This is a genomic window from Corynebacterium sp. HMSC034B08 (assembly GCF_001835805.1).
GTDB classification, from domain to species: Bacteria; Actinomycetota; Actinomycetes; order Mycobacteriales; family Mycobacteriaceae; genus Corynebacterium; species Corynebacterium coyleae.
The window spans coordinates 1-20,953 of sequence record NZ_KV825968.1 but is presented as its reverse complement, the minus strand read 5'-3'; the positions used below and the strand labels follow the sequence as shown (position 1 = coordinate 20,953).

Sequence of the window (20,953 nt, the reverse complement as noted above, 5' to 3'; positions counted from 1 at the left end):
GGGAAAACAGGGGCGTGAAACTGAGCCGTTGATGAGGGCAAAAACGACTGGATAAGCGGAAAAACGTATGGCTGTATGTACATGACCAAGCACCCCTAGACCTGGGGGAACCGAGCGAAAAGGACTGGTCATGAGTGAATTACACATCGAAATCAGCGAGCTCATCGCAGCCGGAGTCAACGTCTACGACCCCGAGGAAACCCTGCGGGTTGCCACAGCACGCGGCTACCAGCTGGTGGTGCGCGTGATCGAGCACGACCCGAAGCGTTTCCTCACCATGGTGGCCGCCTGGTTCGAGCAGGAGGTCGTGGCATGAGCATCCTCGCCTTCACCCCGCACAAAACGGGCAGGAAAAAGCTCGCCCAGCTTCTCGCCGATCACCTTGGCACCGAGGCCACCTATCTGGGCACGCCCTCGTTTGCCTACCAGATAGGAGACGCCACGCTGGATCGGGAGTGGACCCTCTATCTTCCAGATGGCATCGAGGCGCAGGCCGTGCTCGAGGCCGCCTACAAGGCGGGCTTTGAAACCGCCGACCCGGGCGAGGTGGCGTTGACGGTCACGATGCCCACCACCGGGTGGAGTGAGTGCACGCGCGCCAACCTCGAAGCGCTCCTGGCAGCTAAAGGGCCACTGATCGCCAAGGCCCTGGGCATCCCGGCCACACCCGTCGAGTTCAACGATGACGAGACCGTCTCGTTCCCGTGGTGTGAGTCGATTACGCCGGAGACGGCACGCGAGGCGGTGATCCCGCTTGTGGCCAGGCTCTGCCAGCGCGCCCAGGAGGCAACCCGAATCCGGGCCACGCCGCCTGCGCCGGGTAATGACAAGTACACGATGCGCTGCTTCCTGCTTTCCCTGGACTTCATCGGCCCCGAATACAAGCAGGCACGCCGCATCCTGCTGGCAGGCCTGGAAGGGGACGCCGCTTGGCGCACCCCGGCGAGCAGGAAGGAGAACTGACGCATCAATCGCGACGCCTGACCTGCTGGCACCCGGAAACCCTGCCACGAGCGGGGTTTTCGCTCGTCACAAGCCTTGTTTCTTCACGGTTTTCTTAAGTGCTGTAGATCCCAAAAATAGTGCCTGATCTGGGCAAATATGACTGGATAAGTGCCCGCACCTATGGCTGTATGTACATGACAAAAGAACAGCCCCTCAGGATAAGGACAACAGCCATGAACACCACCGAGAAGCTCACCACCGAAGCCCTGCAGATGCGCGTCGACTCCTACGGGGCGATCCTCGCCCACGGCGACTACACGCTGGCTTCTTTCGCGACCTGGACCAAGAAAGACGGATACGGCAACAGCGCCCATGTCTACCGCCTCACCGAAGCCCCAATCGATGGCTTCGGCCCGAACGCACGCGGCCGCAGCGAATGCGCCCTGGAGCTCATCGCCGAGGCCGACCACCTTTTCGCAGACGCCGGGCACGCCATCGCCTGGGCCCTGACCCAGATCTAACCCACACCCCACCAAGGCCAAGGAGGACACGCGATGGACGCCACCCGGGAGCTGGTCACCAACCACCTGGAGATTCCCGCCGACGCGGTGGCCCACGGTGACATTCAGGCTGCCGCCGAGATCCCCTTCAGCGTCCTCGACGAGCTCGCCGAGGAGGTCGGGGCCGAGAAGATCCCGGTCCACACGCTCAGCCGCATCGGCTGGCACTACACCAAAGCCGACCAGATCATCGCCCTGGCCAGGCAGCGCGGCCTGTCCGATTGGCGCTACGGCGGCTTCGACACCGGCCAGGTGGTCGCCGACTTCCGCGCCACCTACTGCTAACCCGCCTGCCGCCCCGACCACCCCAACGGGCTGGGCACTGCACGATCCGTTTCGCCCCACACGGTTGGGGCTTTTCTTTTTGCCCCGAGGAAGGAGCTGCCGCCACGATGACGAGCACGTATCAACCAACCCGGTTCATGGCAGACGGCTCCACCTACAACCAACGCAAAGCCGACTTCGCCGTGGCGTTCATTCAGGCGCTGCGCCACACCAAAGGCCGCTGGGCAGGACAACCGTTTAAGCTCTTGGGCTGGCAGGAACAGATCGTGCGCGACCTGTTCGGCACCATCAAGCCCGACGGCTACCGCCAGTTCACCACCGCCTATGTGGAAATCCCCAAGAAGCAGGGCAAGTCCGAGCTGGCCGCCGCGATCGCGCTGCTGCTGACCTGCGGGGACGGTGAGCAAGCCGCCGAGGTCTACGGGTGCGCGGCAGACCGACAGCAAGCCAGCATCGTCTTCGAGGTCGCCGCCGACATGATCCGCCAATCACCAGCCCTATCGAAGCGGGTGAAAATCCTCAGCAGTCAGAAGCGGATCATCTACAAGCCGACCAACAGCTTCTACCAGGTGCTCTCGGCTGAGGCGTACTCCAAGCACGGGTTCAACATCTCCGGTGTCGTCTTCGACGAGCTGCACACCCAACCCAACCGGGCCCTGTTCGACGTGATGACCAAGGGCTCGGGTGATGCGCGCACCCAGCCGCTGTACTTCCTCATCACCACCGCAGGCACCGACACCCACAGCATCTGCTACGAGCAGCACCAAAAAGCACGCGACATTCTGGCGGGCAAGAAACACGACCCCACCTTCTACCCGGTGATCTACGGCGCAGACCTGGACGATGACTGGACGGATGAAAAGGTCTGGCACAAGGCCAACCCCTCGCTTGGGGTCACGGTGCCGGTGGATAAGGTACGCGCCGCGTGCAACTCGGCGCGCCAAAACCCCGCCGAGGAGAACTCGTTTCGCCAGCTGCGGCTTAACCAGTGGGTGAAACAGTCCGTGCGGTGGATGCCCATGCACATCTGGGACGCCTGCGCGGACCCGGTAGACCTAGACGAGCTGGAGGGCAGGCCCTGCTACGGCGGGCTGGACTTGGCCTCCACGACGGATATCACCGCGTTCGTGCTCGTCTTCCCGCCCTACGGGGATGACGAGCAGTACCGGATCGCCCCGTGGTTCTGGATACCGGAGGACAACCTTTCGCTGAGGGTGGCGCGTGATCACGTGCCCTACGACCTGTGGCACGCCCAAGGCTTTCTGGAGACCACGGAGGGCAACGTGGTCCACTACGCCCACATCGAGCACCTCATCGAGCAGCTCGGCGAGAGGTTCGATATCCGCGAGATCGCCTTCGACCGGTGGGGCGCAGTCCAGATGAGCCAAAACCTCGACGATGCCGGTTTCACCGTCGTGCCGTTCGGGCAGGGCTTCAAAGACATGAGCCCACCGAGCAAGGAGCTGATGAAGCTCGCACTTGAAGGACGCTTGGCTCACGGAGGGCACCCGGTGCTGGCCTGGATGGTCGACAACATCCACGTACGCACCGACCCGGCAGGAAACATCAAACCCGACAAGCAGAAGTCCACCGAGAAGATCGACGGGGTCGTCGCCACCATCATGGCCCTTGACCGCGCGATCCGAGGCGGCAGCGCTCAGACGGGCGCGTCGGTGTACGACTCGCGCGGGTTGCTCGTCCTCTAACGCTCACGACAACGCAAAAGGAGGCCCCTGTGGGACTTTTCGACTGGCTACGCGGCACCAATGCCCGGCAGGTGTCGAACCACCAGCTGTCTTCGAGCTACAGCTTCCTGTTCGGTCCCACCAGCTCCGGACGCACGGTCACCGAACGCTCAGCGATGCAGATGACTGCGGTGTATTCGTGCGTGCGGATCCTGGCAGAAGCAATCGCGGGCCTGCCCCTGCACGTCTACCGCACCGAGAAAGACGGGTCGAAGGTCAAAGCCACCGACCACACGCTCTACCGGCTGCTGCACGATGAGCCCAACCCGGAGATGACCAGCTTCGTCTTCCGAGAGGCCCTCATGACGCATCTGCTACTGTGGGGCAACGCCTACGCACAGGTCATCCGCAACGGCCTCGATGAGGTCATCGGCCTGTATCCGCTCATGCCCAACCGGATGAGCGTAGGCAGGGACGATGCAGGCAGGCTCTACTACGAGTACCAAACCACCAGCGACGAACCCGCCGGTGAGTGGTCACGCATCCGGCTTTCACCTGCTGACGTGCTGCACATCCCCGGGCTCGGGTTTGATGGGCTGGTGGGCTATAGCCCGATTGCGATGGCGAAAAACGCGATCGGCATGGCCATGGCCACCGAAGACTACGGGGCGTCGTTCTTCGCCAACGGGGCCGCCCCTGGCGGGGTGCTGGAGCATCCGGGCACGATCAAAGACCCGTCTCGGGTGCGCGAGTCCTGGCAGCAAACCTTCGGTGGGGCCCGCAACGCCAACAAGGTCGCGGTACTCGAAGAGGGCATGAAGTACACGCCCATCTCCGTTAGCCCGGAGCAGGCGCAGTTCTTGGAGACCAGGAAGTTCCAGATCAACGAGATCGCCCGGATCTTCCGCATCCCACCGCACATGGTCGGCGACCTCGAAAAATCGAGCTTCTCCAACATTGAGCAGCAGTCCTTGGAGTTCGTGAAATACACGCTCGACCCGTGGGTCATCCGCTGGGAACAAGCCCTGACCAAGACACTGCTTAGCCCACGCGAGAAGCCGAGCGTGTTCGTGAAGTTCAACCTCGAGGGCCTGCTGCGTGGCGACTACGTCTCGCGCATGAACGGCTACGCGGTAGCACGCCAGAACGGGTGGATGAGTGCCAACGACATCCGCGCCCTCGAAAACCTCGACCGCATCAACCCTGCTGATGGTGGCGACGTGTACCTGGTCAACGGCAACATGCTGCCGCTGTCCATGGCCGGGGCCTACGCCACCGCGAGGCAGGAGGAACCAGCGGGGTTGGAGCCGTCAGAAGGCGGTTTGCCTCCTGGCGGGCCACCAACTGAACACAGAGTTGAAAGGAGGAGCCGGTGAGACGGTTCTGGAACTGGGAGCCACCCGCTCCCGACACATCTAACCCGGCAGGTAGTGATACCAGCCGGGTTTTGCGTATCAACGGGGTGATCGCTGAGGAATCATGGTTTGACGACGACATCACCCCGGCCCTGTTCGCCTCCGAACTGGCGGCAGGTTCCGGTGATGTGACGGTGTGGATCAACAGCCCAGGAGGCGACGTCGTCGCGGCAGCCCAGATCTACAACATGCTCCTCGACTATCCCGGACACGTGAAGGTGTGCATCGACGGGATCGCAGCCAGCGCCGCCAGCGTGATCGCGATGGCAGGTGAGGTCGTGTCGATGAGCCCGGTGTCGATGCTCATGATCCACAACCCGGCCACCCTCGCCGTCGGTGACGCCGACGAGCTGGGCCGGGCCATCGACATGCTCGCAGCGGTCAAAGAGTCCATCATCAACGCCTACGAGCTGAAAACCGGGATGAGCCGGGCCAAGCTCGCACGGCTGATGGATCAAGAGACCTGGATGGACGCACGAGCCGCGATCGCGATGGGGTTTGCCGACGACTACCTCACCGGCAACGCCCCTAAGGTCACCGACCCCGATGAGGATGAGGACGATGATGAGGAGCCGGACACGAAGGTACCGTGGCCGCCGAAGTCACAGAGCCCCGCCCCGCTGGCCGATACCGCCAGCGGGGTGTGTTTTGCCCGCAAACCTGCCGAGCAGCGCCTTGTCGCGCACCTGACCGACACGCCACGAGCTACCCAGCTACCGGTCCCAGCACTTGCACCACCTGTGGGGCGACGTGTGGTGGACCTGTATGCCGCCTTGATCAATCACACTCACCAACACTGAAGGAGAACCCATGTCTACGATGACGATTTCTGATCTGCGTACCCGCCGCGCCGACACCTGGGAGAAGGCCAAGGCCTTCCTCGACGAGCGCCGCGACACCACCACCGGCTGCCTGTCCGCCGAGGACGACCAGACCTACGCCCGCATGGAAGCCGATATCGACAAGCTCACCAACGAGATTGCCCGGGCTGAGCGCGCCCAGCGTCTGGACGCTGATCTTGCCCGGGCCACCCATTCGCCGCTGTTCTCGATGCCCGGCCAGACCGGAGATGAGAGCGAACCGTCCAAGATGGGTCGCGCTTCCGCGTCCTACAAGCGGGCCTTCTGGGACGCGATGCGGCTGAATGCCTCTCCCATGGAGGTGCGTAATGCCTTGTCGGAAGGGGTTGATTCTGAGGGCGGCTACCTGGTGCCGGACGAGTTCGAGCACACCCTCGTGCAGTCCCTGGCTGAGCAGAACATCATGCGCGGTCTTGCCAACGTCATCCAGACCACCAGCGGGGATCGCAAGATCCCGGTCGTCTCCACCCACGGCAGTGCTGGGTGGCTCGATGAGGCTAAGCCCTACACCGAATCCGACGAGACCTTCTCCCAGATCACGCTCTCGGCGTTCAAGCTCGGCACGTTTTTGAAGATCAGCGAGGAACTGCTCGGCGATTCGGTCTTCGACGTCGAGGCCTACCTCGCCGCCGAGTTCGCCCGCCGCATCGGCGCTGCCGAAGAGGAGGCTTTCCTGGTCGGTGACGGCAAGGGCAAGCCGACCGGCATCTTCGACGCCACCGGTGGCGGTATCTCGGATGTGACCACCCAAAAGGCCACAGACATCACCGCCGATGAGCTCATCGACCTGCACTACAGCCTGCGCGCACCCTATCGGGCTCGGGCGGTGTGGCTGATGAACGATGCCACCGTGAAAACCGTGCGCAAGCTCAAGGACAACCAGGGCCAGTACCTGTGGCAGCCAGCACTGACGGCCGGTGCCCCGGACATGATCCTGGGCAAGCCGGTGCACACCTCCACGTTCGCACCCGAGATCAAGGCGGGCGCGAAGACCGTGGCGTTCGGTGACCTGTCCTATTACTGGATCGCTGACCGGCAGGGCCGCTCCTTCAAGCGGCTGAACGAACTGTTCGCCACCTCCGGCCAGGTGGGTTTCCTCGCCTCCCAGCGCCTGGACGGAAAGCTCGTCCTGCCCGAGGCCGTCAAGATCCTCACACAGAAGGCCGGAGCCTAAAACCCCCGCACGCAACGACTAGGAGGTGGCAGCCATGAACCAGGAGCTAGTTGGCCAGGTCAAAGCCAATCTCATTCTCGTCCACGACGCCGACGATGAGCTGATCGCCCACCTGGTGGCCGCTGCCACCTCCTATGCTTGCAGCTTCCAGCACCTACCCGAGAACTACTACGAGGCCCACGAGATGCCAGGGACCACCAGGCAGGCGATCGTGATGCTCGCCAGTCACTTCTACGAGTCGCGTGACGGGTCCACGGCCGGGTTTTGGGCCGACAAGCCCGATGCCGCCAAGGCCATGTGGGCTGCGGTGAATACGTTGCTGCGTCTTGAGCGCGAATGGAAGGTCTAACCCATGCCAGGTATCGGCAGTATGCGAGAAATCATCGACCTCATCACCCCAATCACGGTGCGCGACAAGGCCGGGTTCACCACCAGTACCGACCAAGTCGTGGCCACCGTGCGTGCCTACCGGGAAGTCCGGCACGCCTCGGGTGCGTGGGTCAACCGTGCTGCCTACACGCAAGCCACCGTCTTGTTCCGTATCCGCGCGATACCCGGCCTCGAGGTCACTGAGGCGATGGAAATCTCCACCCGTGACGGTCGTTTCGTGATTGACGCGGTTGAAGTGATCGGCCGCTATGTCGAAATCCTCGCACACCACGACACTCCGGAAGGCTTCGCCTAGCTCGCTTGGACGAAAATCTTCTTCTGCTCGGCAAGGTAATCCTCCAGGCTCACCAATTGTGCTGGTTCAGCTTGCTCGAGCTGGTTCGGTGCATTTCGGAGAATGAAGGCGCGGCTGTAGTTGATCAGTGAATCGAGGGCATCGCCGTCGATCAGGTCGGATGCTGGCTTTCCAGTCTTGGCTCGTAGCGCTCGGAGGGAATAGTCAAGCTCGTCGATGACCTCAGCGTTCATGTCTTGTGTAACGATCGCGTTGAAATATGCTGACAGCGCAGTCTGAAGCTGCTTTTCGAGCCTGTTGATCTCCTTGCGCTTTACTGCAGTAACGGCAATCGCTGCTCCTCCGACAACGACTGTCGCCGCAGTACCGATAATCAACGTTGCCTTATTCGCTCTGGCGAACTCACGGGTCACTGCGAGTGCTTTGTTCAACTTTGGGCTAGGAACTTCCTTCAAGTGCGTGACGATGTGTCCTGCACCATTTCGTACAACACCTCCGTACCTAAACAGCTCGCCCGCAGCCAGTCCAGCCTCGATCTTTGGGGGAATTACAAAGGCAATTTGCTCAATCGACATAGATTCCTTCCTATCTGCGGCTTCGGTTCGATTGCTGCGGTGCAGGCTTTAAGTCTACAAATTCTTTCGACATAAGGAGACGTGATGGCGCGCGTCCAGATCCGGCTTCCCCATAAGTACATTGACGCACTCGAGGCCACCTCACGCCTGCTGGACTCTACAGCCGACGAAGTCTTGAGCGCTGGCGCGAACGTGGTCGAACCACGCATGAGAGCCAACCTAACTGCCGCGATCGGGCGGGCAACCACGCTGCCGTCCCGCTCAACCGGCCAGCTCCTCGGGGCCCTGGGTGTCACCAGCGTAAAGGTCAGCAGCAAAGGTGCCCACAACGTCAAGGTCGGTTTCGCCGAGAACCGCCGCGATGGCAGGTCGAACGCGCTGATCGCCAACGTGTTAGAGCACGGCAGGAGCAACCAGCCCGCACGCTCGTTTCTGGCACCGACACGCTCCCAGACCAGGCGCGGCGCAGTGGAGGCGATGAAAACCGTGCTTAAAGCCAAACTCGACGGGATCCAACCATGAACGCCCCGCTGTTGGAAACCCTCACCGAGATCGCTGACCGGCTTGATCTGCCGATCGCGGTGAGCCTGTTTAGCGCCGCTCCCGCACCGGACACCTATCTGGTTGCCACCCCGATCGCCGACACGCTGGAGGTGTTCGCCGACAACACCCCGAGCGTCGAAGTCGAAGAAGTCCGCCTCTCCCTGTTCACAGCAGGTAACTACCTGCCCTGGCGTGACCGGCTGACCCACGCACTCGTTGATGCGGGGCTTGTGGTCACCGCCAGGCGCTACATCGGCGTCGAGGACGACACCGGCTACCACCACTACAGCTTCGATATCAGCTGCCACCACCCGTTTTAACGAAAGGACGAATCACCCATGGCCACGATTGGTCTTGACAAGCTCTACTACGCCACGATCACCGAAAACCCCACCACCGGCGAGGAAACCTACGCCAGCCCGAAACCACTGGCCAAAGCGATCTCAGCGGAGTTGTCCGTCGAAGTCGCCGAGGCAATCCTCTATGCCGACGACGGGCCCAGCGAGATCGTCAAGGAATTCAAATCCGGCACGCTCACCCTCGGCGTGGACGACCTGGGAGCAGAAGCCGCAGCAGCACTGACCGGTGCCACCCTGGATGCCAACGGGGTACTCATCTCATCCTCCGAAGACGGCGGCACACCGGTAGCGATCGGGTTCCGAGCCGCCCGCTCCAACGGCACCTTCCAGTACTTCTGGCTCTACCGCGTCAAGTTCGCCCTGCCAAGCACCACGCTTGCCACCAAGGCCGACTCGATCACGTTCTCCACCCCGAGCATCGAGGGCACCATCCTGCGTCGCAACAAGCCAGACGCCAAGGGCCGCCACCCGTGGAAAGCCGAAGCCACCGAAGGCGACCCCAAGGTCAAGGCCGAGATCATCACCGGCTGGTACCAGTCCGTCTACGAGCCCGCCGCCACCAGCCCCGGCAAGTAAAGGAGCACCCCCATGACTGACACAACACCGCGTGACACTGCCTCGCGCAGTGCGAGAGTGACGATTGGTGGGAGCGAGTACGAGCTGGTGCTCACCACCAAGGCCACCCGGCTGATCGCCGAGCGCTACGGCGGGCTGGACAACCTCGGAGCCGCGTTGGAGACCTCCGAGGACCTCGGCCAGACACTGACCGAGGTGATCTGGCTGATCACGCTACTGGCCAACCAGTCAGTGCAGATCCACAACCTCACCCACCGCGACAACCCGCGCCCGCAGTTGACGGAGGACGAGGTGGAGCTGCTGACGGTTCCTGCCGATATCGCCGACTACCGGGGCGCGATCGCCGAGGCACTGCAACGAGGCACCCGCCGTGACATCCTCACCGAGCCAGCCCCAAAAGCCAGCCCGGCAGCGGACGGATAGTCGAATCCGACCAGGCAGTGTTCACCCGCCTGACCTACATCGGTTTAGCCCACCTCGGCCTGAGACAAGACGAGGTGGGCCTGATGGTCTTTGGCGAGCTACTTGACCTGGTGGACTGCTGGCGGATCGAGACAGGACGAGCGAAACCAGTACGGGTGTGGTTCATCGACGACATCATCCCGACCGGCATCTAACCCCACTGACAGGCAGGTGAATCCTCATGGCTGACTCATCGTTCGGTCTCAAGATCGGTCTGGAAGGTGAACGCGAGTTCAAGCGGGCCATCACCGACATCAACCGTGTGATGCGGGTGCTGGGCTCGGAGATGAAACTGGTGGCCTCCCAGTTCGACAAGAACGACAAGTCCACCCAGGCACTGGCCTCCCGCAACCAGGTGCTGACCAAAGAGATCGAGACCCAAAAGTCCAAGATCGAGACACTCAAGGCCGCACTCGAGAACTCGGCCGCGTCGTTCGGGGAGAACGATTCGCGCACGAAGAACTGGCAGATCCAGCTCAACAACGCCGGTGCCGAGCTCAACGAGCTGGAAAAAGAGCTCAAGGCCAACAATGATGTGCTCAGCGAGTTCGGGTACGAGGCCGACGGGGCAGGCGATGATGCGAAAGACGCCGCCAAGGATGCCGGGCATTTGGAGGACGCGGTCGATGATCTCGGCGACGAGATGGACGACACCGGGGATAAGACCCGGATCTTCGGGGACGTGCTCAAAGCGAACCTGGCCGCCGCGGCGATCGTCGCTGGTGTCAAGGGCATCGGCAAGGCGATCGCGAGTATCGGCCGGGGTATGGCCGATGCGTTGAAGGACGGGGTGGAGTACAACGCCCGCATGGAGCAGTACACCACCAGCTTCACCACGATGCTCGGCGATCAGGCAAAAGCCCAACAGCTGGTCAACGACCTGAAAACCCAGGCCGCGAAGACCCCGTTCGGCATGGAGGATTTGGCGAAGAACACCCAAACCCTGATGGCGTTCGGTATCAGCGCTGACGAAGCTACCCTCAGGCTAGGCCAGCTCGGTGATATCTCCCAAGGTGACGCGCAGAAGATGGAGTCACTGACCTTGGCGTTCGCCCAGATGTCCTCGACGGGCAAGCTAACCGGCCAAGACCTCAACCAGATGATCAACGCCGGGTTCAACCCGCTGGAGGAGATCTCCCGCAAGACGGGCAAGTCCATCGCCGAGCTGAAAGAGGAGATGGCCAAGGGTGCAATCAGTGCCGACATGGTCGCTGACGCGTTCGCTTCGGCAACCGAGGAAGGCGGCCGTTTCCATGGGGCGATGGAAGCCCAGTCGAAAACCTTCACCGGCCAGCTCTCCACCATGAGCGACGGGATCAACAACCTCAAGGGCCTGCTCGCCCAAGGGCTGACCGATGCGCTGGCTGGCACGGTCATGCCGATGGTCAACGGGTGGATCGATGAGCTCACGGCAGCCTTCGAGCAAGGCGGAGCCCCGGCACTGATCGGCAAGCTCGGCGAGATCCTGCAAGAAGCACTCGCGTTCATCGCAGAGCAGCTGCCAATGGTGGTCGAGACCGGCATGTCGATCCTGACCGCGCTGCTCGAAGGCATCATCGAGGTGTTGCCGTCGGTTGCCGAGACAGCGGTGATGCTCATCGTCGCACTAGTGGAGGCAATCATCGAGGCGCTGCCGTCACTGTTGGAAGCAGCCCTGCAGATCATCACCACCTTGGTCACCGGTATCGGTGAGGCACTCCCGGAGCTCATCCCGGCGGCCGTGGAGATGATCGTCGCCCTGGTCCAAGGGCTGGTCGATGCGCTGCCAATGATCCTTCAGGCGGCGTTGCAGCTCATCCTCGGGCTCGCACAGGGCCTGCTGGAAGCGATCCCGGTGCTCATCGAGGCGCTGCCGCAGATCATCACCTCGATCGTGGAGTTCCTCATCGGCGCGATCCCGCAGATCATCGAGACCGGTATCGCGTTGTTGACCTCCCTGGTCGACGCGCTCCCGGAGATCATCACCGCGATCGTGACGGTGCTGCCACAAATCATCACCGGCATCATCACCACGCTGCTTGCGGCCCTGCCACAGCTCATCGAGGCAGGCGTCAAACTACTCACCGCGCTGATCGGGGCGCTGCCGCAGATCATCACCACGATCGTGGCCGCGCTGCCGCAGATCATCGCAGCGATCGTCTCGGCGATCGGTGGGGCAATCCCGCAACTGGTCATGGCAGGCGTTGAGCTGCTGACCGCGTTGATCACGAACCTGCCGCAGATCATCTCGACCATCGTGGCGGCCATCCCGCAGATCATCACCGGGATCGTGGGCGCGGTCGGTCAAGGGGTCGGCCAGATGGCCTCTGCAGGCGCGGACCTGGTGCGAGGCTTGTGGAACGGCATCCAGTCGCTGGCAGGCTGGCTCTGGGACAGGGTATCGAGCTGGTGTTCTGACATCTGGGACGGCATCACCGGCTTCTTCGGCATCAACTCGCCGTCCAAGGAAATGGCGTGGGTCGGTGACATGCTCACCCGAGGCCTGGCCGGAGGTATCGAAGACACCGGCGACCGCGCCATTGACGCAGCTCAAGATGTTGCCGCCGACACCCTGGCGGCCATGAGCGGGCTCACCAGCGGTATCGACGTGCCCATCACTGCCAGCCTGGACCCGGTCGATCTGACCCCGACCCGCCTGGAACCACCGCCTGCAACCGCCAGCAGCAGCGCTGTCGGCCAAGAGGCAGGGCGCGCAGGAGAGGTGGCGGGCATCGTCGACCAGACCGCCCGGGCACTGCTGGAGGCCATGGACATCAAGGTCGTGCTCAACGACGGCACGCTGGTCGGCAAACTCGCCCCCGGCATCAACCGCCAGCTGGCTCGTATCAACTCCCACCACACGGTGCTCGCCACTGGAGGAGGTGTCTAATGCACGGTTTCACTCTCGACAAGTCAGTGTCCTCAACGTCGCTGGGCCTGCGGCTCACAGGCCCGGTCGACCTACCGGTGGCCGAGCGGGTCACCGACGATATTGAGGTGGCGGGCAGAGCCGGGACGCTGACCCGCCTCGGCGGCTGGCACGACACGTCGATCACGTTGCCGCTCGCCATCAAAGGCGGACTGGCGGCCTACCACAAGGCCACACTGGCGCTGACCCGGGCGGCAACCATTCACCTGTCCACCCAGCCAGGGGCGTTCCACAAGATCAAACACGCCTCCATCAGCCCGCTGCGCACGGACATGTCAGCATGGGGATTCTTCGAGGCGCACCTGGTGTGCGAGCCGTTTAGCTACCTCGACTCGGGGCTGACCACCCACACGCTCACCGTCTCCGGACAGATCACCAACCCCGGCCTGGTGGATGCGGCACCGATCATCACGATCAAGGGCACCGGGGCGTTGACGCTGACGATCAACGGGGCCACCTACCGCGTCCAGTCACCGGCAGGGCAGATCACCCTGGACTCGGCCCGGCTTGTCGCACACATGGCAGGCAGGGTGCAAACCGACGCTCTGACCGGCACGTTCCCGATCCTCACCCCAGGGGTCAACCGGGTCACCCTCGGTAGTGGCATCTCCAGAGTCGAGATCACCGGGAACTGGCGAAACCCCTAACCCGGCCCATTTCTTTGCTCCTCAATGCGCCCGTAGCCGTTTTGCTCTCGGCTGCGGGCAAAACGTCTGTGAAAGGAACCCACCGATGCTCACCGTGCATGCCCCGACTGCCACCACGTTCACCGCCACCGGCGAGGGTGTCCTCGACCCTGAACTCATCGACGCCCGTGTCATTGAGGAGCTCGGCGGGGCCTACCAGCTGACCGTCACCTACCCAGCCGACGGGCCGCTGGCCTCGAAGCTTGCAGTCGAGGCGATCATCGCAGCCCCTGTGCCCGGCACCACCATCCGGCAAGGGTTTCGTATCCACGAGGTCACCACGAGCCTGGACAGGCTGTTGGAGGTCACGGCCTTCCACCTGTTCTACGACCTGGCAGGCAACTTCATCGCCGACACGTTCGTGGTCAACAAGACCCCGAAGGCGGCCCTCGACCAGCTCCTTGGTGCTGCGACCACGAAGCACCGGTTCACCGCGACCAGCTCCGATACGACTACCAGGGCCTCTGCGCGTGTGGTGCGAATGAATCTCGCCGCAGCGATCATGGACCAGGGCTCGGACAACACGTTCGCCTCCCGGTGGGCCGGAGAGCTCACGCGCGATAACTGGCACATCCACCACGCCGCCACACGCGGCGCAGATCGTGGTGTCGTGATCCGCGATCGCAAGAACCTCACCGGCTACACCTCGACCATCGATCTGACGAGCGTGGTCACCCGGATCGTGCCGGTCGGGTTTGACGGGATCACCCTGCCCGAGCTCTACGTCGACTCACCACACGTGGATCACTACGCGATCCCGCACATCAAGGTCATTCGCTACCCAGACATCAAAGCGATCGCCGACGCCGACAACCCCCGCGAGGACGAAGTACCTCTGCCGCAGGCACACGCCCTTCTGCGTCAAGCCGCCAAGGCCGAGTACGCCACCAACCACATCGATACCCCTGCCGCGAGCTACACCATCTCCTTCGTTGACCTCGCCTCGACTGCCGAGTACGCCGACCTTGCTGAACTCGAAACCGTCCTACTGGGAGACACAGTGACGGTGCAGCACGCCGACCTGGGCGTGTCCCTATCCGCCCGGGTCGTCGGCTACGAATACGACCCGTTACGACAGGCGTACGTGTCGGTAGAATTGGGGTCGGTTGCAGGGAAGTTCACCTCGATCACCCGCACCATCACCACCGCGCAGACAGCCGCCCAGATGGCCGCTGATCTCGCTGGCGTAGCGCTGGCATCAGCGGACGGGAAATCCACCAACCACTACGGCCCGAAACAACCCGCTGCCGCCCGCCTGGGCGACACGTGGTTCAAGGACAATGGCGAGAACATCGAGATCTGGATCTACCAGCTCACCGACACCGGCGAACCCGGCTGGGTTGCCCTTGCCACGGACCTCAACCATGCCCAGGTCAGTGCTGAACTTGCCGAAGCTCGCGCCGAGGTGGAGGCAGCGAAAACCGCAGCTGAAGAGGCCCAAGCCGCCGCTGCCGCAGTCGGTGCTCGCCTCACCGAAGCCGAAACCGAGATCGGCCAGGCACGCGAGGCAGCCAGCCAGGCCGAAGCCACCGCGCAGCAGGTGCAACAAGCCGCCGCCGGTATTGATGAGCGGCTCGGCCAGGCCGAAGATGAACTCGACCAGGCTGTCACAGCGGTAGCGGGACTGGATTCCCAGTTGGCGACCACCCATCAGATCGCCTCCCAGACTGCTCGTGAACTCGTCACCCTGGATGCACGCCTTGACGGTATCGACCAGCAGGTCGGTGATCTCGCGGCTGATGCGCAAGAAGCACACAACGCTGCTGCCGCCGCTGCCAACCAGGCTCAGCAGGCCTCAACCCAGGCCGCCCGCGCGGCAGGCATCGCGGACGGCAAAGCAGATGTGCTCATCCAAACTGGCGCGCCAGCGCAACAGTTCCAGAAAGCCACCACCTTGTGGATCGACACCACCAGTGGGGCGAACACCCCGAAACGGTGGAACGGAACTGCGTGGGTGGCCGTGACCGATAAGACCGCCCGCGATGCGGCAACCCGCGCCACCCAAGCATCCAGTGCAGCGACCACGGCACAACAACGCGCCGATGCGGCCTACAGTCTTGCCGAAACCAAACCCTCCGACGCCCAGGTGCGCCAACTGGCAGATCAGGCGCAGCAGGCAGCGATTACGGCAGCGAAAGCGGACGCGAAAGCGAAAGCCGACCAGGCCAAAGCCGACGCGCTCAAAGCTGCTGCCAGTGATGCGTCCACGAAAGCTGATGCCGCGAAAGCCCAAGCCATCGCTGCAGCCAGCCAGGACGCGGCAGCCAAAGCGAACAAGGCTCTCGCTGATGCGAAAGCAGCCCTTAACGCGGCACTGGCCGCAGCCCGAGCAGAAATCACCACCGAGATCCAGAACTCGGCGAACGGGAAAAACACCATCACCCTGTCCACGGCCAGCCCGTCCGGGTCGGGCAAACGGGTTGGGGATACGTGGTGGCGGCGCTCTGGTGGAGTGATCATCGGTCAATGGTCGTGGGATGGCACCACGTGGCTGGCAACCCAGCTCCGCCACGAGGTGATCGCCTCAGTTGATGTCAACGCACTGCTGGTCACCGGCACCGCACGGATGAACGAAGCGGTGGTCAAGAAGATCATCGGTGATGCGGCGTTCTTCAAGCAGCTCACCACCAACAGACTGTTGGTGTCGAGCCCGGACAACATCATCCCGGGAGGCGATATCGCACCCGAGCCCGTGTGGTGGCCAGCCAGCCTGCAACGGGTCACAACTGACCCGCCACCGGGCTACGAAGCATGCCTGGAAACCAGCGCAGGACAAGGCACCGTTCACTTAACCTCAGATGCGAGTCGGCTCGTGCCCGTGACCCCAGGTGCCGTGTATGCCGTGGAAGTGTGGCTGCACGCAGATAAACCAGACTCGCGGTTCTATCTGGATCTGCGTAACCAGAAGGGCGCACACGCAGGAACCGCTGGAGAAGTGGTCAACGACGGCGACCACGCCACCGGTGGCGGCGTACACGCGATCGCCAACCAGCTCGTTCCCACCACGTGGACGAGGTTCTCGTGCCGCTACACCATGGCCAAAGACACGACACAGATCCGGCTCGGTGCTGCCTTCTTCAATCACCCCAACGGCACTGAGCATAGCGCGGTGATCCGTATCGGCGGAATCCGTGTGCGTGCCATGAGCGGGGCGACCCTGATCGAGGATGGGGCGATCACGACCGACAAGATCGCCGCCGGTGCGATTACCGCTGCCACCATCAAGGCAGGGGCCGTCACCAGTGACAAACTCACCATCGCCAACGGGTTCATCACATCGGCCATGATCGCAAACGCCGCGATCACCGACGCGAAAATCGCCAACCTGTCAGCGTCGAAGATCACCACCGGCACGCTCGCGGCTGCACGGATCGCGGCCGGGTCGATCACCAGTGACAAACTCACGATCGCTGATGGGTTTATTAAGACGGCGATGATCGCTAACGCGGCGATCACCGACGCGAAGATCGGTTCGTTGTCAGCCTCGAAGATCACCACCGGCACCCTGTCGGCTGCCCGGATCGCGGCCGGGTCGATCACCAGCGACAAGCTCAGGATCGCCACCGGGTTCATCCAAACCGGAATGATCGCGGATGCAGCGATAACCTCGGCGAAGATCGGTGCGCTCGACGCGGGCAAGATCACCACCGGTGTGCTTAGTGCTTCGCGTATCGGGGCGCGGTCGATTACGGCGGACAAGCTCGCAACCAACGCCATCCAGGTGGGGCTGGCGGGGTGGACGAACTCCATCCGCATCAGCCCCACGCAGATCGCCTGGTACAACGGGTCCACGCTGGAAGGGACCATCACCTCGTCGGGGATGCGGTTCTACTACGGCTCTCGCTTCATCGGGTGGACCGGGCAGCAATCGAAAGCCGGTGCAGCGGACATACGTGGTATCTCGAACTCGTTGGAATACACCGGCGACTACATCAGCTGGTCGTACAAAACGACGTCGACGAGCACCACCTACACGACCATGCTCACCCTGGACCCCAGGGGCAAGTTCTACGGCCAGTCGGGTATCCACCTCGGTGCCGCGCTACGCACCCACGGACACGACTTCTACACCCAAGGCAACCGCATCATCATCCCGCAAGACTGCACCCTCAACGGGGTCGGCACCTACCCCGGCTGGGCAGGAAGTAGCGGCAAATCCAAGGTCGTGTTCCACACCAACGACCTGTACGTGATCAGCGGCAACACCTTCTACAACATGACCAGCGTGTTCAACCGAGTCAAAGACCTCATGTCACGGATGAACTCACTGATCTCGCTGCTGAACCAAGGCTGGGTGAAAAACATCAACAGTGGCGCAAACGGCAACATCACCTGGAATTACTTCAGCAACACCGGGCTGTCGTCCATGTCGACCACGTTGAGCTAACCGAACAGAAAGGACCACACATGCGTTTCCTCCTACCGGCACACCAGATCCGTCCCTCGATCGCACTGCTTAATGACATGCCGTTGACAGGTAGCGCGTCTCGGGCACGCAGCAAACTCATCCGGCTCCTCGAGCAGGCCTATGCCAGCTTCGCCGAAGACGAATACGAGCTCGTGCGCGCCCACGCTGTGTGCGATGAGGACGGTCAACCCGTCATCGATGCCGACGGGACCCTCACCCTGGCCAACCCGGATCACGCCACCGGGTTCCACACCCAGCACCAGGCGCTGTTGGCCCAGCGCGTCGAAGTCGAAGGCCCCACCTATGAACATCACGGCCACGACGTCGTCGGCTTCCTCGACGCGCTGGAGATGGAACTCTCCGGCAGCGCGGCAGCTGCCTACGACGCGCTCTACGACGCCATCACCGAATCCCTCGCCGGGGGTGAGAAGCACCCATGAGCACCCCAATCGATACACCCGTGACCGGTGAGGACGACGAGGAAGGGATCGTTGAGGTCATCGGCAGCGGCCCGAAAGCCCTCCACACTGTCTCGGCCACCCCGGCCACTGATCAACCGCCTGCCGCGCCCACCGAACACACCGGGACGATCGACCTGTACGAGCCGATCCTGGACATCCTCACCAGCCCGGAACTCTAACCCCAAACCGCACTCCCAACAGGCCCACACCACTTCGGTGCGGGCCTTTGTCGTGTGCCCACAAATGGGAAGGAACCCACTTTCTATGTCGCTCAAAGCTATCTGGGCCACGATCCAAACCGGCCTGGCCGGGGTCGGGGCCGTCATCGGCGCGTTCCTCGGAGGCCTCGACGGCCTGGTGTACGCGCTCATCGCCTTCGTCGTATTCGACTACATCACCGGCGTACTCGCCGCGATCGCCGAACGCCGCGTCTCCTCAGCCATCGGGTTTCGGGGCATCTCCCGCAAGATCCTCATCTTTACCCTGATCGGACTTGCCCACCTGCTCGACGTGCACGTCATCGGAACACCCGGAGCACTACGCACCGCCACCGTCGTGTTCTACCTGTCCAACGAAGGCATCTCCCTGATCGAAAACGCCACCCGGCTCGGGCTGCCCGTACCAGCCCACATCCGCCGCGCCCTGGACCTGGTCACCCGTGACGTGACCGGCAAACCCGACCTCGAACACCACTCCAACCAAACCACCACCTCAGCAGAAAAGGAGAACCTCTGATGAAGAACTGGGCCACCCTCGAAGCCGACGAAAACCGGCTGATGAACAAGCACTACAGTGCCGGGCGAAGCGGACGGAAGATGAACAAGGTCATCATCCACCACAACGCAGGCAACCTCACCATCAAGTCCATCTGGGACGTGTGGCAGACCCGCCAAGCATCCGCCCACTACCAGGTCGACTCAGGCGGCCGGATCGGCCAGCTCGTGTGGGATCGCGACACCGCTTGGCATGCAGGCAACTGGGATGCCAACACCACCTCCATCGGTATCGAGCACGCCGACATCTCCTCCAAGCCCTGGCGTATCTCCGAGGCCTGCCTTGACAACGGTGCCCACCTCGTCGCGGCCATCTGCCACTACTACAAGCTCGGACGACCCGTGTGGGGTAAGAACGTGTTCGGCCACAAGCATTTCTCTTCCACCGAATGCCCGGCCTCGCTGGCAGGAAGCCAGCATGCGGCCTACATGGCACGCGCCCAGTACTGGTACGACCGCATGAGCGGCACCAAGCCCGCCCCGACACCACCGGCAAAGCCCACACCGCCCGCACCCAAGCCCTCCGTCAACATCGACGCTCTGGCTGATGCGGTGATCCGAGGCGAGTACGGCAACGGGGACGAGCGCAAGCGCCGACTGGGAAGCAAATACGCCGCCGTGCAGAAACGCGTCAACGAGAAGCTCGCCGGAGGAAGCCCCGCCAAGCCCTCCGTCAACATCGATGCCCTGGCTGATGCGGTGATCCGTGGAGACTACGGCAACGGTGAGGAACGGAAGCGCCGCCTCGGCGGCAACTACGCCGCTGTGCAGAAGCGCGTCAACGAGAAGCTCGGCATCGGCTAACCCACACGAGAACACTCTCTGGCCCCGTCATCACCTTCATCGAGGTGGTGGCGGGGCCTTTTCTGCGTTTGCGCAGCTGGTGTTTACCGCGTGTCTTCGAACGGGTCGATGACGGACTGCACTCCACAGCTCGGGCAGATGAACGCGATACGGATGCCTTCACCTTCGCCCGCAATAAACGGGTCAGGGACACAATCTGAGCCGCATTCTGAACAGGTTCAGTACGACTGGTCGTCGAGAAACACCGGGAGTTCAAAGTCGTCGTTAGTCATCTTCACCCGCCCTTGCTCTGGTCACGGTTCACACGTCGATCGCTCCACATTGTGAATTGAGCAAAGAATAGCCGCCTTATCCGAATAGAGGCGCAAACCCAGCCACGGGTGCGAACGCGGCAGGGAGCATTGTTTCTGCTGTCCGGTTTCGTCTGGTGCAACCGGCGTATAGGCGACCACCTTTCGCCTCGTTGCCAGGAGGGCCTGCTCATGGCTCTGAACCAGACTGATCGCCATCACATCCAGATGATGCGCGCTGCAGGAGTTGCCTACTCTCGTATCGCCGCGCACCTGGATCTCAACGCCAACAGTGTCAAGACCTATTGTCTGCGACACGGCATCACCGTCGATCCTGCCGTTGAGCAGGTCACGGACCCAGTTGGAGTGTGGTGCTTGCACTGCTGCAAGCCAATCGAGCTCCGGCAAGGATCGAAGTTCTGCTCCAAGGCCTGTCGACGAGCCTGGTGGGCCACCCACCGCAGAGTGGTCACCGAAGAACTGGTCTGCGCGAACTGCC

General features: G+C 62.6%; 24 protein-coding genes. 23 read left to right on the top strand and 1 reads right to left on the bottom strand.

The window, feature by feature from the left end; genetic code table 11:
- The first annotated feature begins 130 nt into the window (after positions 1 to 130).
- The 10 genes from HMPREF2656_RS09035 (at position 131) to HMPREF2656_RS08990 (ending at position 7,609) form a co-directional block, all read left to right on the top strand.
- Positions 131 to 316, top strand: coding sequence for a hypothetical protein (locus HMPREF2656_RS09035; protein WP_005295559.1), 186 nt, complete (start codon positions 131 to 133; stop codon positions 314 to 316).
- Positions 313 to 963, top strand: a complete 651-nt coding sequence (locus HMPREF2656_RS09030; protein ID WP_070816442.1) for a hypothetical protein — start codon at positions 313 to 315, stop codon at positions 961 to 963. Before HMPREF2656_RS09035 ends, HMPREF2656_RS09030 begins: the two co-directional genes overlap by 4 nt.
- Positions 964 to 1,178: 215 nt before the next feature.
- Positions 1,179 to 1,466, top strand: a complete 288-nt coding sequence (locus HMPREF2656_RS09025; RefSeq protein WP_005295567.1) for an Nmad4 family putative nucleotide modification protein — start codon at positions 1,179 to 1,181, stop codon at positions 1,464 to 1,466.
- A gap of 33 nt (positions 1,467 to 1,499) precedes the next feature.
- Entirely contained in the window at positions 1,500 to 1,790 is a 291-nt protein-coding gene (locus tag HMPREF2656_RS09020) for a hypothetical protein (protein ID WP_005295569.1), read from the top strand.
- Between the two features lie 107 nt (positions 1,791 to 1,897).
- The gene (locus HMPREF2656_RS09015) at positions 1,898 to 3,496 is read left to right on the top strand and encodes a terminase large subunit (RefSeq protein ID WP_005295571.1); all 1,599 of its coding nucleotides are present in this window, start codon (positions 1,898 to 1,900) and stop codon (positions 3,494 to 3,496) included.
- A gap of 29 nt (positions 3,497 to 3,525) precedes the next feature.
- Positions 3,526 to 4,851, top strand: coding sequence for a phage portal protein (locus HMPREF2656_RS09010; protein ID WP_070816441.1), 1,326 nt, complete (start codon positions 3,526 to 3,528; stop codon positions 4,849 to 4,851).
- A complete protein-coding gene (locus tag HMPREF2656_RS09005; RefSeq protein ID WP_034965036.1) occupies positions 4,848 to 5,690 on the top strand; it encodes a head maturation protease, ClpP-related in 843 nt (280 codons plus the stop codon). The genes HMPREF2656_RS09010 and HMPREF2656_RS09005 overlap by 4 nt, the downstream gene beginning before the upstream one ends.
- 10 nt (positions 5,691 to 5,700) lie before the next feature.
- Positions 5,701 to 6,924: a phage major capsid protein gene (locus tag HMPREF2656_RS09000; protein ID WP_070816439.1), complete on the top strand. Its 1,224-nt coding sequence runs from the start codon at positions 5,701 to 5,703 to the stop codon at positions 6,922 to 6,924.
- 34 nt (positions 6,925 to 6,958) lie between these two features.
- Positions 6,959 to 7,273: a head-tail connector protein gene (locus HMPREF2656_RS08995; protein WP_070816437.1), complete on the top strand. Its 315-nt coding sequence runs from the start codon at positions 6,959 to 6,961 to the stop codon at positions 7,271 to 7,273.
- A 3-nt stretch (positions 7,274 to 7,276) separates the two neighbouring features.
- Complete coding sequence (locus HMPREF2656_RS08990; RefSeq protein ID WP_070816435.1) at positions 7,277 to 7,609, top strand: head-tail adaptor protein; 333 nt, start codon at positions 7,277 to 7,279, stop codon at positions 7,607 to 7,609.
- Here HMPREF2656_RS08990 and HMPREF2656_RS08985 read toward each other — a convergent pair.
- On the bottom strand, positions 7,606 to 8,184 hold the full coding sequence (locus tag HMPREF2656_RS08985; protein ID WP_070816433.1) for a hypothetical protein: 579 nt from the start codon (positions 8,182 to 8,184) through the stop codon (positions 7,606 to 7,608). The genes HMPREF2656_RS08990 and HMPREF2656_RS08985 overlap by 4 nt on opposite strands.
- Before the next feature lie 84 nt (positions 8,185 to 8,268).
- On the opposite strand from HMPREF2656_RS08985, the gene HMPREF2656_RS08980 reads away from it, so the two are divergent.
- The 13 genes from HMPREF2656_RS08980 to HMPREF2656_RS13335 all read left to right on the top strand — a co-directional run.
- Positions 8,269 to 8,706, top strand: coding sequence for an HK97-gp10 family putative phage morphogenesis protein (locus HMPREF2656_RS08980; protein WP_070816431.1), 438 nt, complete (start codon positions 8,269 to 8,271; stop codon positions 8,704 to 8,706).
- Entirely contained in the window at positions 8,703 to 9,047 is a 345-nt protein-coding gene (locus HMPREF2656_RS08975; RefSeq protein ID WP_070816430.1) for a hypothetical protein, read from the top strand. Before HMPREF2656_RS08980 ends, HMPREF2656_RS08975 begins: the two co-directional genes overlap by 4 nt.
- Positions 9,048 to 9,065: 18 nt before the next feature.
- Complete coding sequence (locus HMPREF2656_RS08970) at positions 9,066 to 9,662, top strand: major tail protein (protein ID WP_005295596.1); 597 nt, start codon at positions 9,066 to 9,068, stop codon at positions 9,660 to 9,662.
- Between the two features lie 12 nt (positions 9,663 to 9,674).
- A complete protein-coding gene (locus tag HMPREF2656_RS08965; protein WP_070816428.1) occupies positions 9,675 to 10,085 on the top strand; it encodes a hypothetical protein in 411 nt (136 codons plus the stop codon).
- 17 nt (positions 10,086 to 10,102) lie between these two features.
- Complete coding sequence (locus tag HMPREF2656_RS13115) at positions 10,103 to 10,279, top strand: hypothetical protein (protein WP_168167555.1); 177 nt, start codon at positions 10,103 to 10,105, stop codon at positions 10,277 to 10,279.
- Between the two features lie 26 nt (positions 10,280 to 10,305).
- On the top strand, positions 10,306 to 12,993 hold the full coding sequence (locus tag HMPREF2656_RS08960) for a phage tail protein (RefSeq protein WP_070816427.1): 2,688 nt from the start codon (positions 10,306 to 10,308) through the stop codon (positions 12,991 to 12,993).
- Positions 12,993 to 13,679, top strand: coding sequence for a hypothetical protein (locus HMPREF2656_RS08955; protein WP_070816425.1), 687 nt, complete (start codon positions 12,993 to 12,995; stop codon positions 13,677 to 13,679). Before HMPREF2656_RS08960 ends, HMPREF2656_RS08955 begins: the two co-directional genes overlap by 1 nt.
- A gap of 85 nt (positions 13,680 to 13,764) precedes the next feature.
- Positions 13,765 to 18,105 (top strand): phage tail spike protein, encoded by a 4,341-nt coding sequence (locus HMPREF2656_RS13470; RefSeq protein WP_246825146.1) that lies wholly within the window; start codon positions 13,765 to 13,767, stop codon positions 18,103 to 18,105.
- Between the two features lie 20 nt (positions 18,106 to 18,125).
- Positions 18,126 to 18,566, top strand: a complete 441-nt coding sequence (locus HMPREF2656_RS08940; protein ID WP_070816423.1) for a DUF1617 family protein — start codon at positions 18,126 to 18,128, stop codon at positions 18,564 to 18,566.
- Positions 18,563 to 18,766: a hypothetical protein gene (locus tag HMPREF2656_RS08935; RefSeq protein ID WP_005295616.1), complete on the top strand. Its 204-nt coding sequence runs from the start codon at positions 18,563 to 18,565 to the stop codon at positions 18,764 to 18,766. The genes HMPREF2656_RS08940 and HMPREF2656_RS08935 overlap by 4 nt, the downstream gene beginning before the upstream one ends.
- 85 nt (positions 18,767 to 18,851) lie before the next feature.
- On the top strand, positions 18,852 to 19,322 hold the full coding sequence (locus HMPREF2656_RS08930; protein ID WP_070816422.1) for a phage holin family protein: 471 nt from the start codon (positions 18,852 to 18,854) through the stop codon (positions 19,320 to 19,322).
- Positions 19,322 to 20,164 (top strand): N-acetylmuramoyl-L-alanine amidase, encoded by an 843-nt coding sequence (locus tag HMPREF2656_RS08925; RefSeq protein ID WP_070816420.1) that lies wholly within the window; start codon positions 19,322 to 19,324, stop codon positions 20,162 to 20,164. The genes HMPREF2656_RS08930 and HMPREF2656_RS08925 overlap by 1 nt, the downstream gene beginning before the upstream one ends.
- A gap of 482 nt (positions 20,165 to 20,646) precedes the next feature.
- The coding region (locus tag HMPREF2656_RS13335) for a hypothetical protein (protein ID WP_070816418.1) at positions 20,647 to 20,953 on the top strand (307 nt) is incomplete at its 3' end.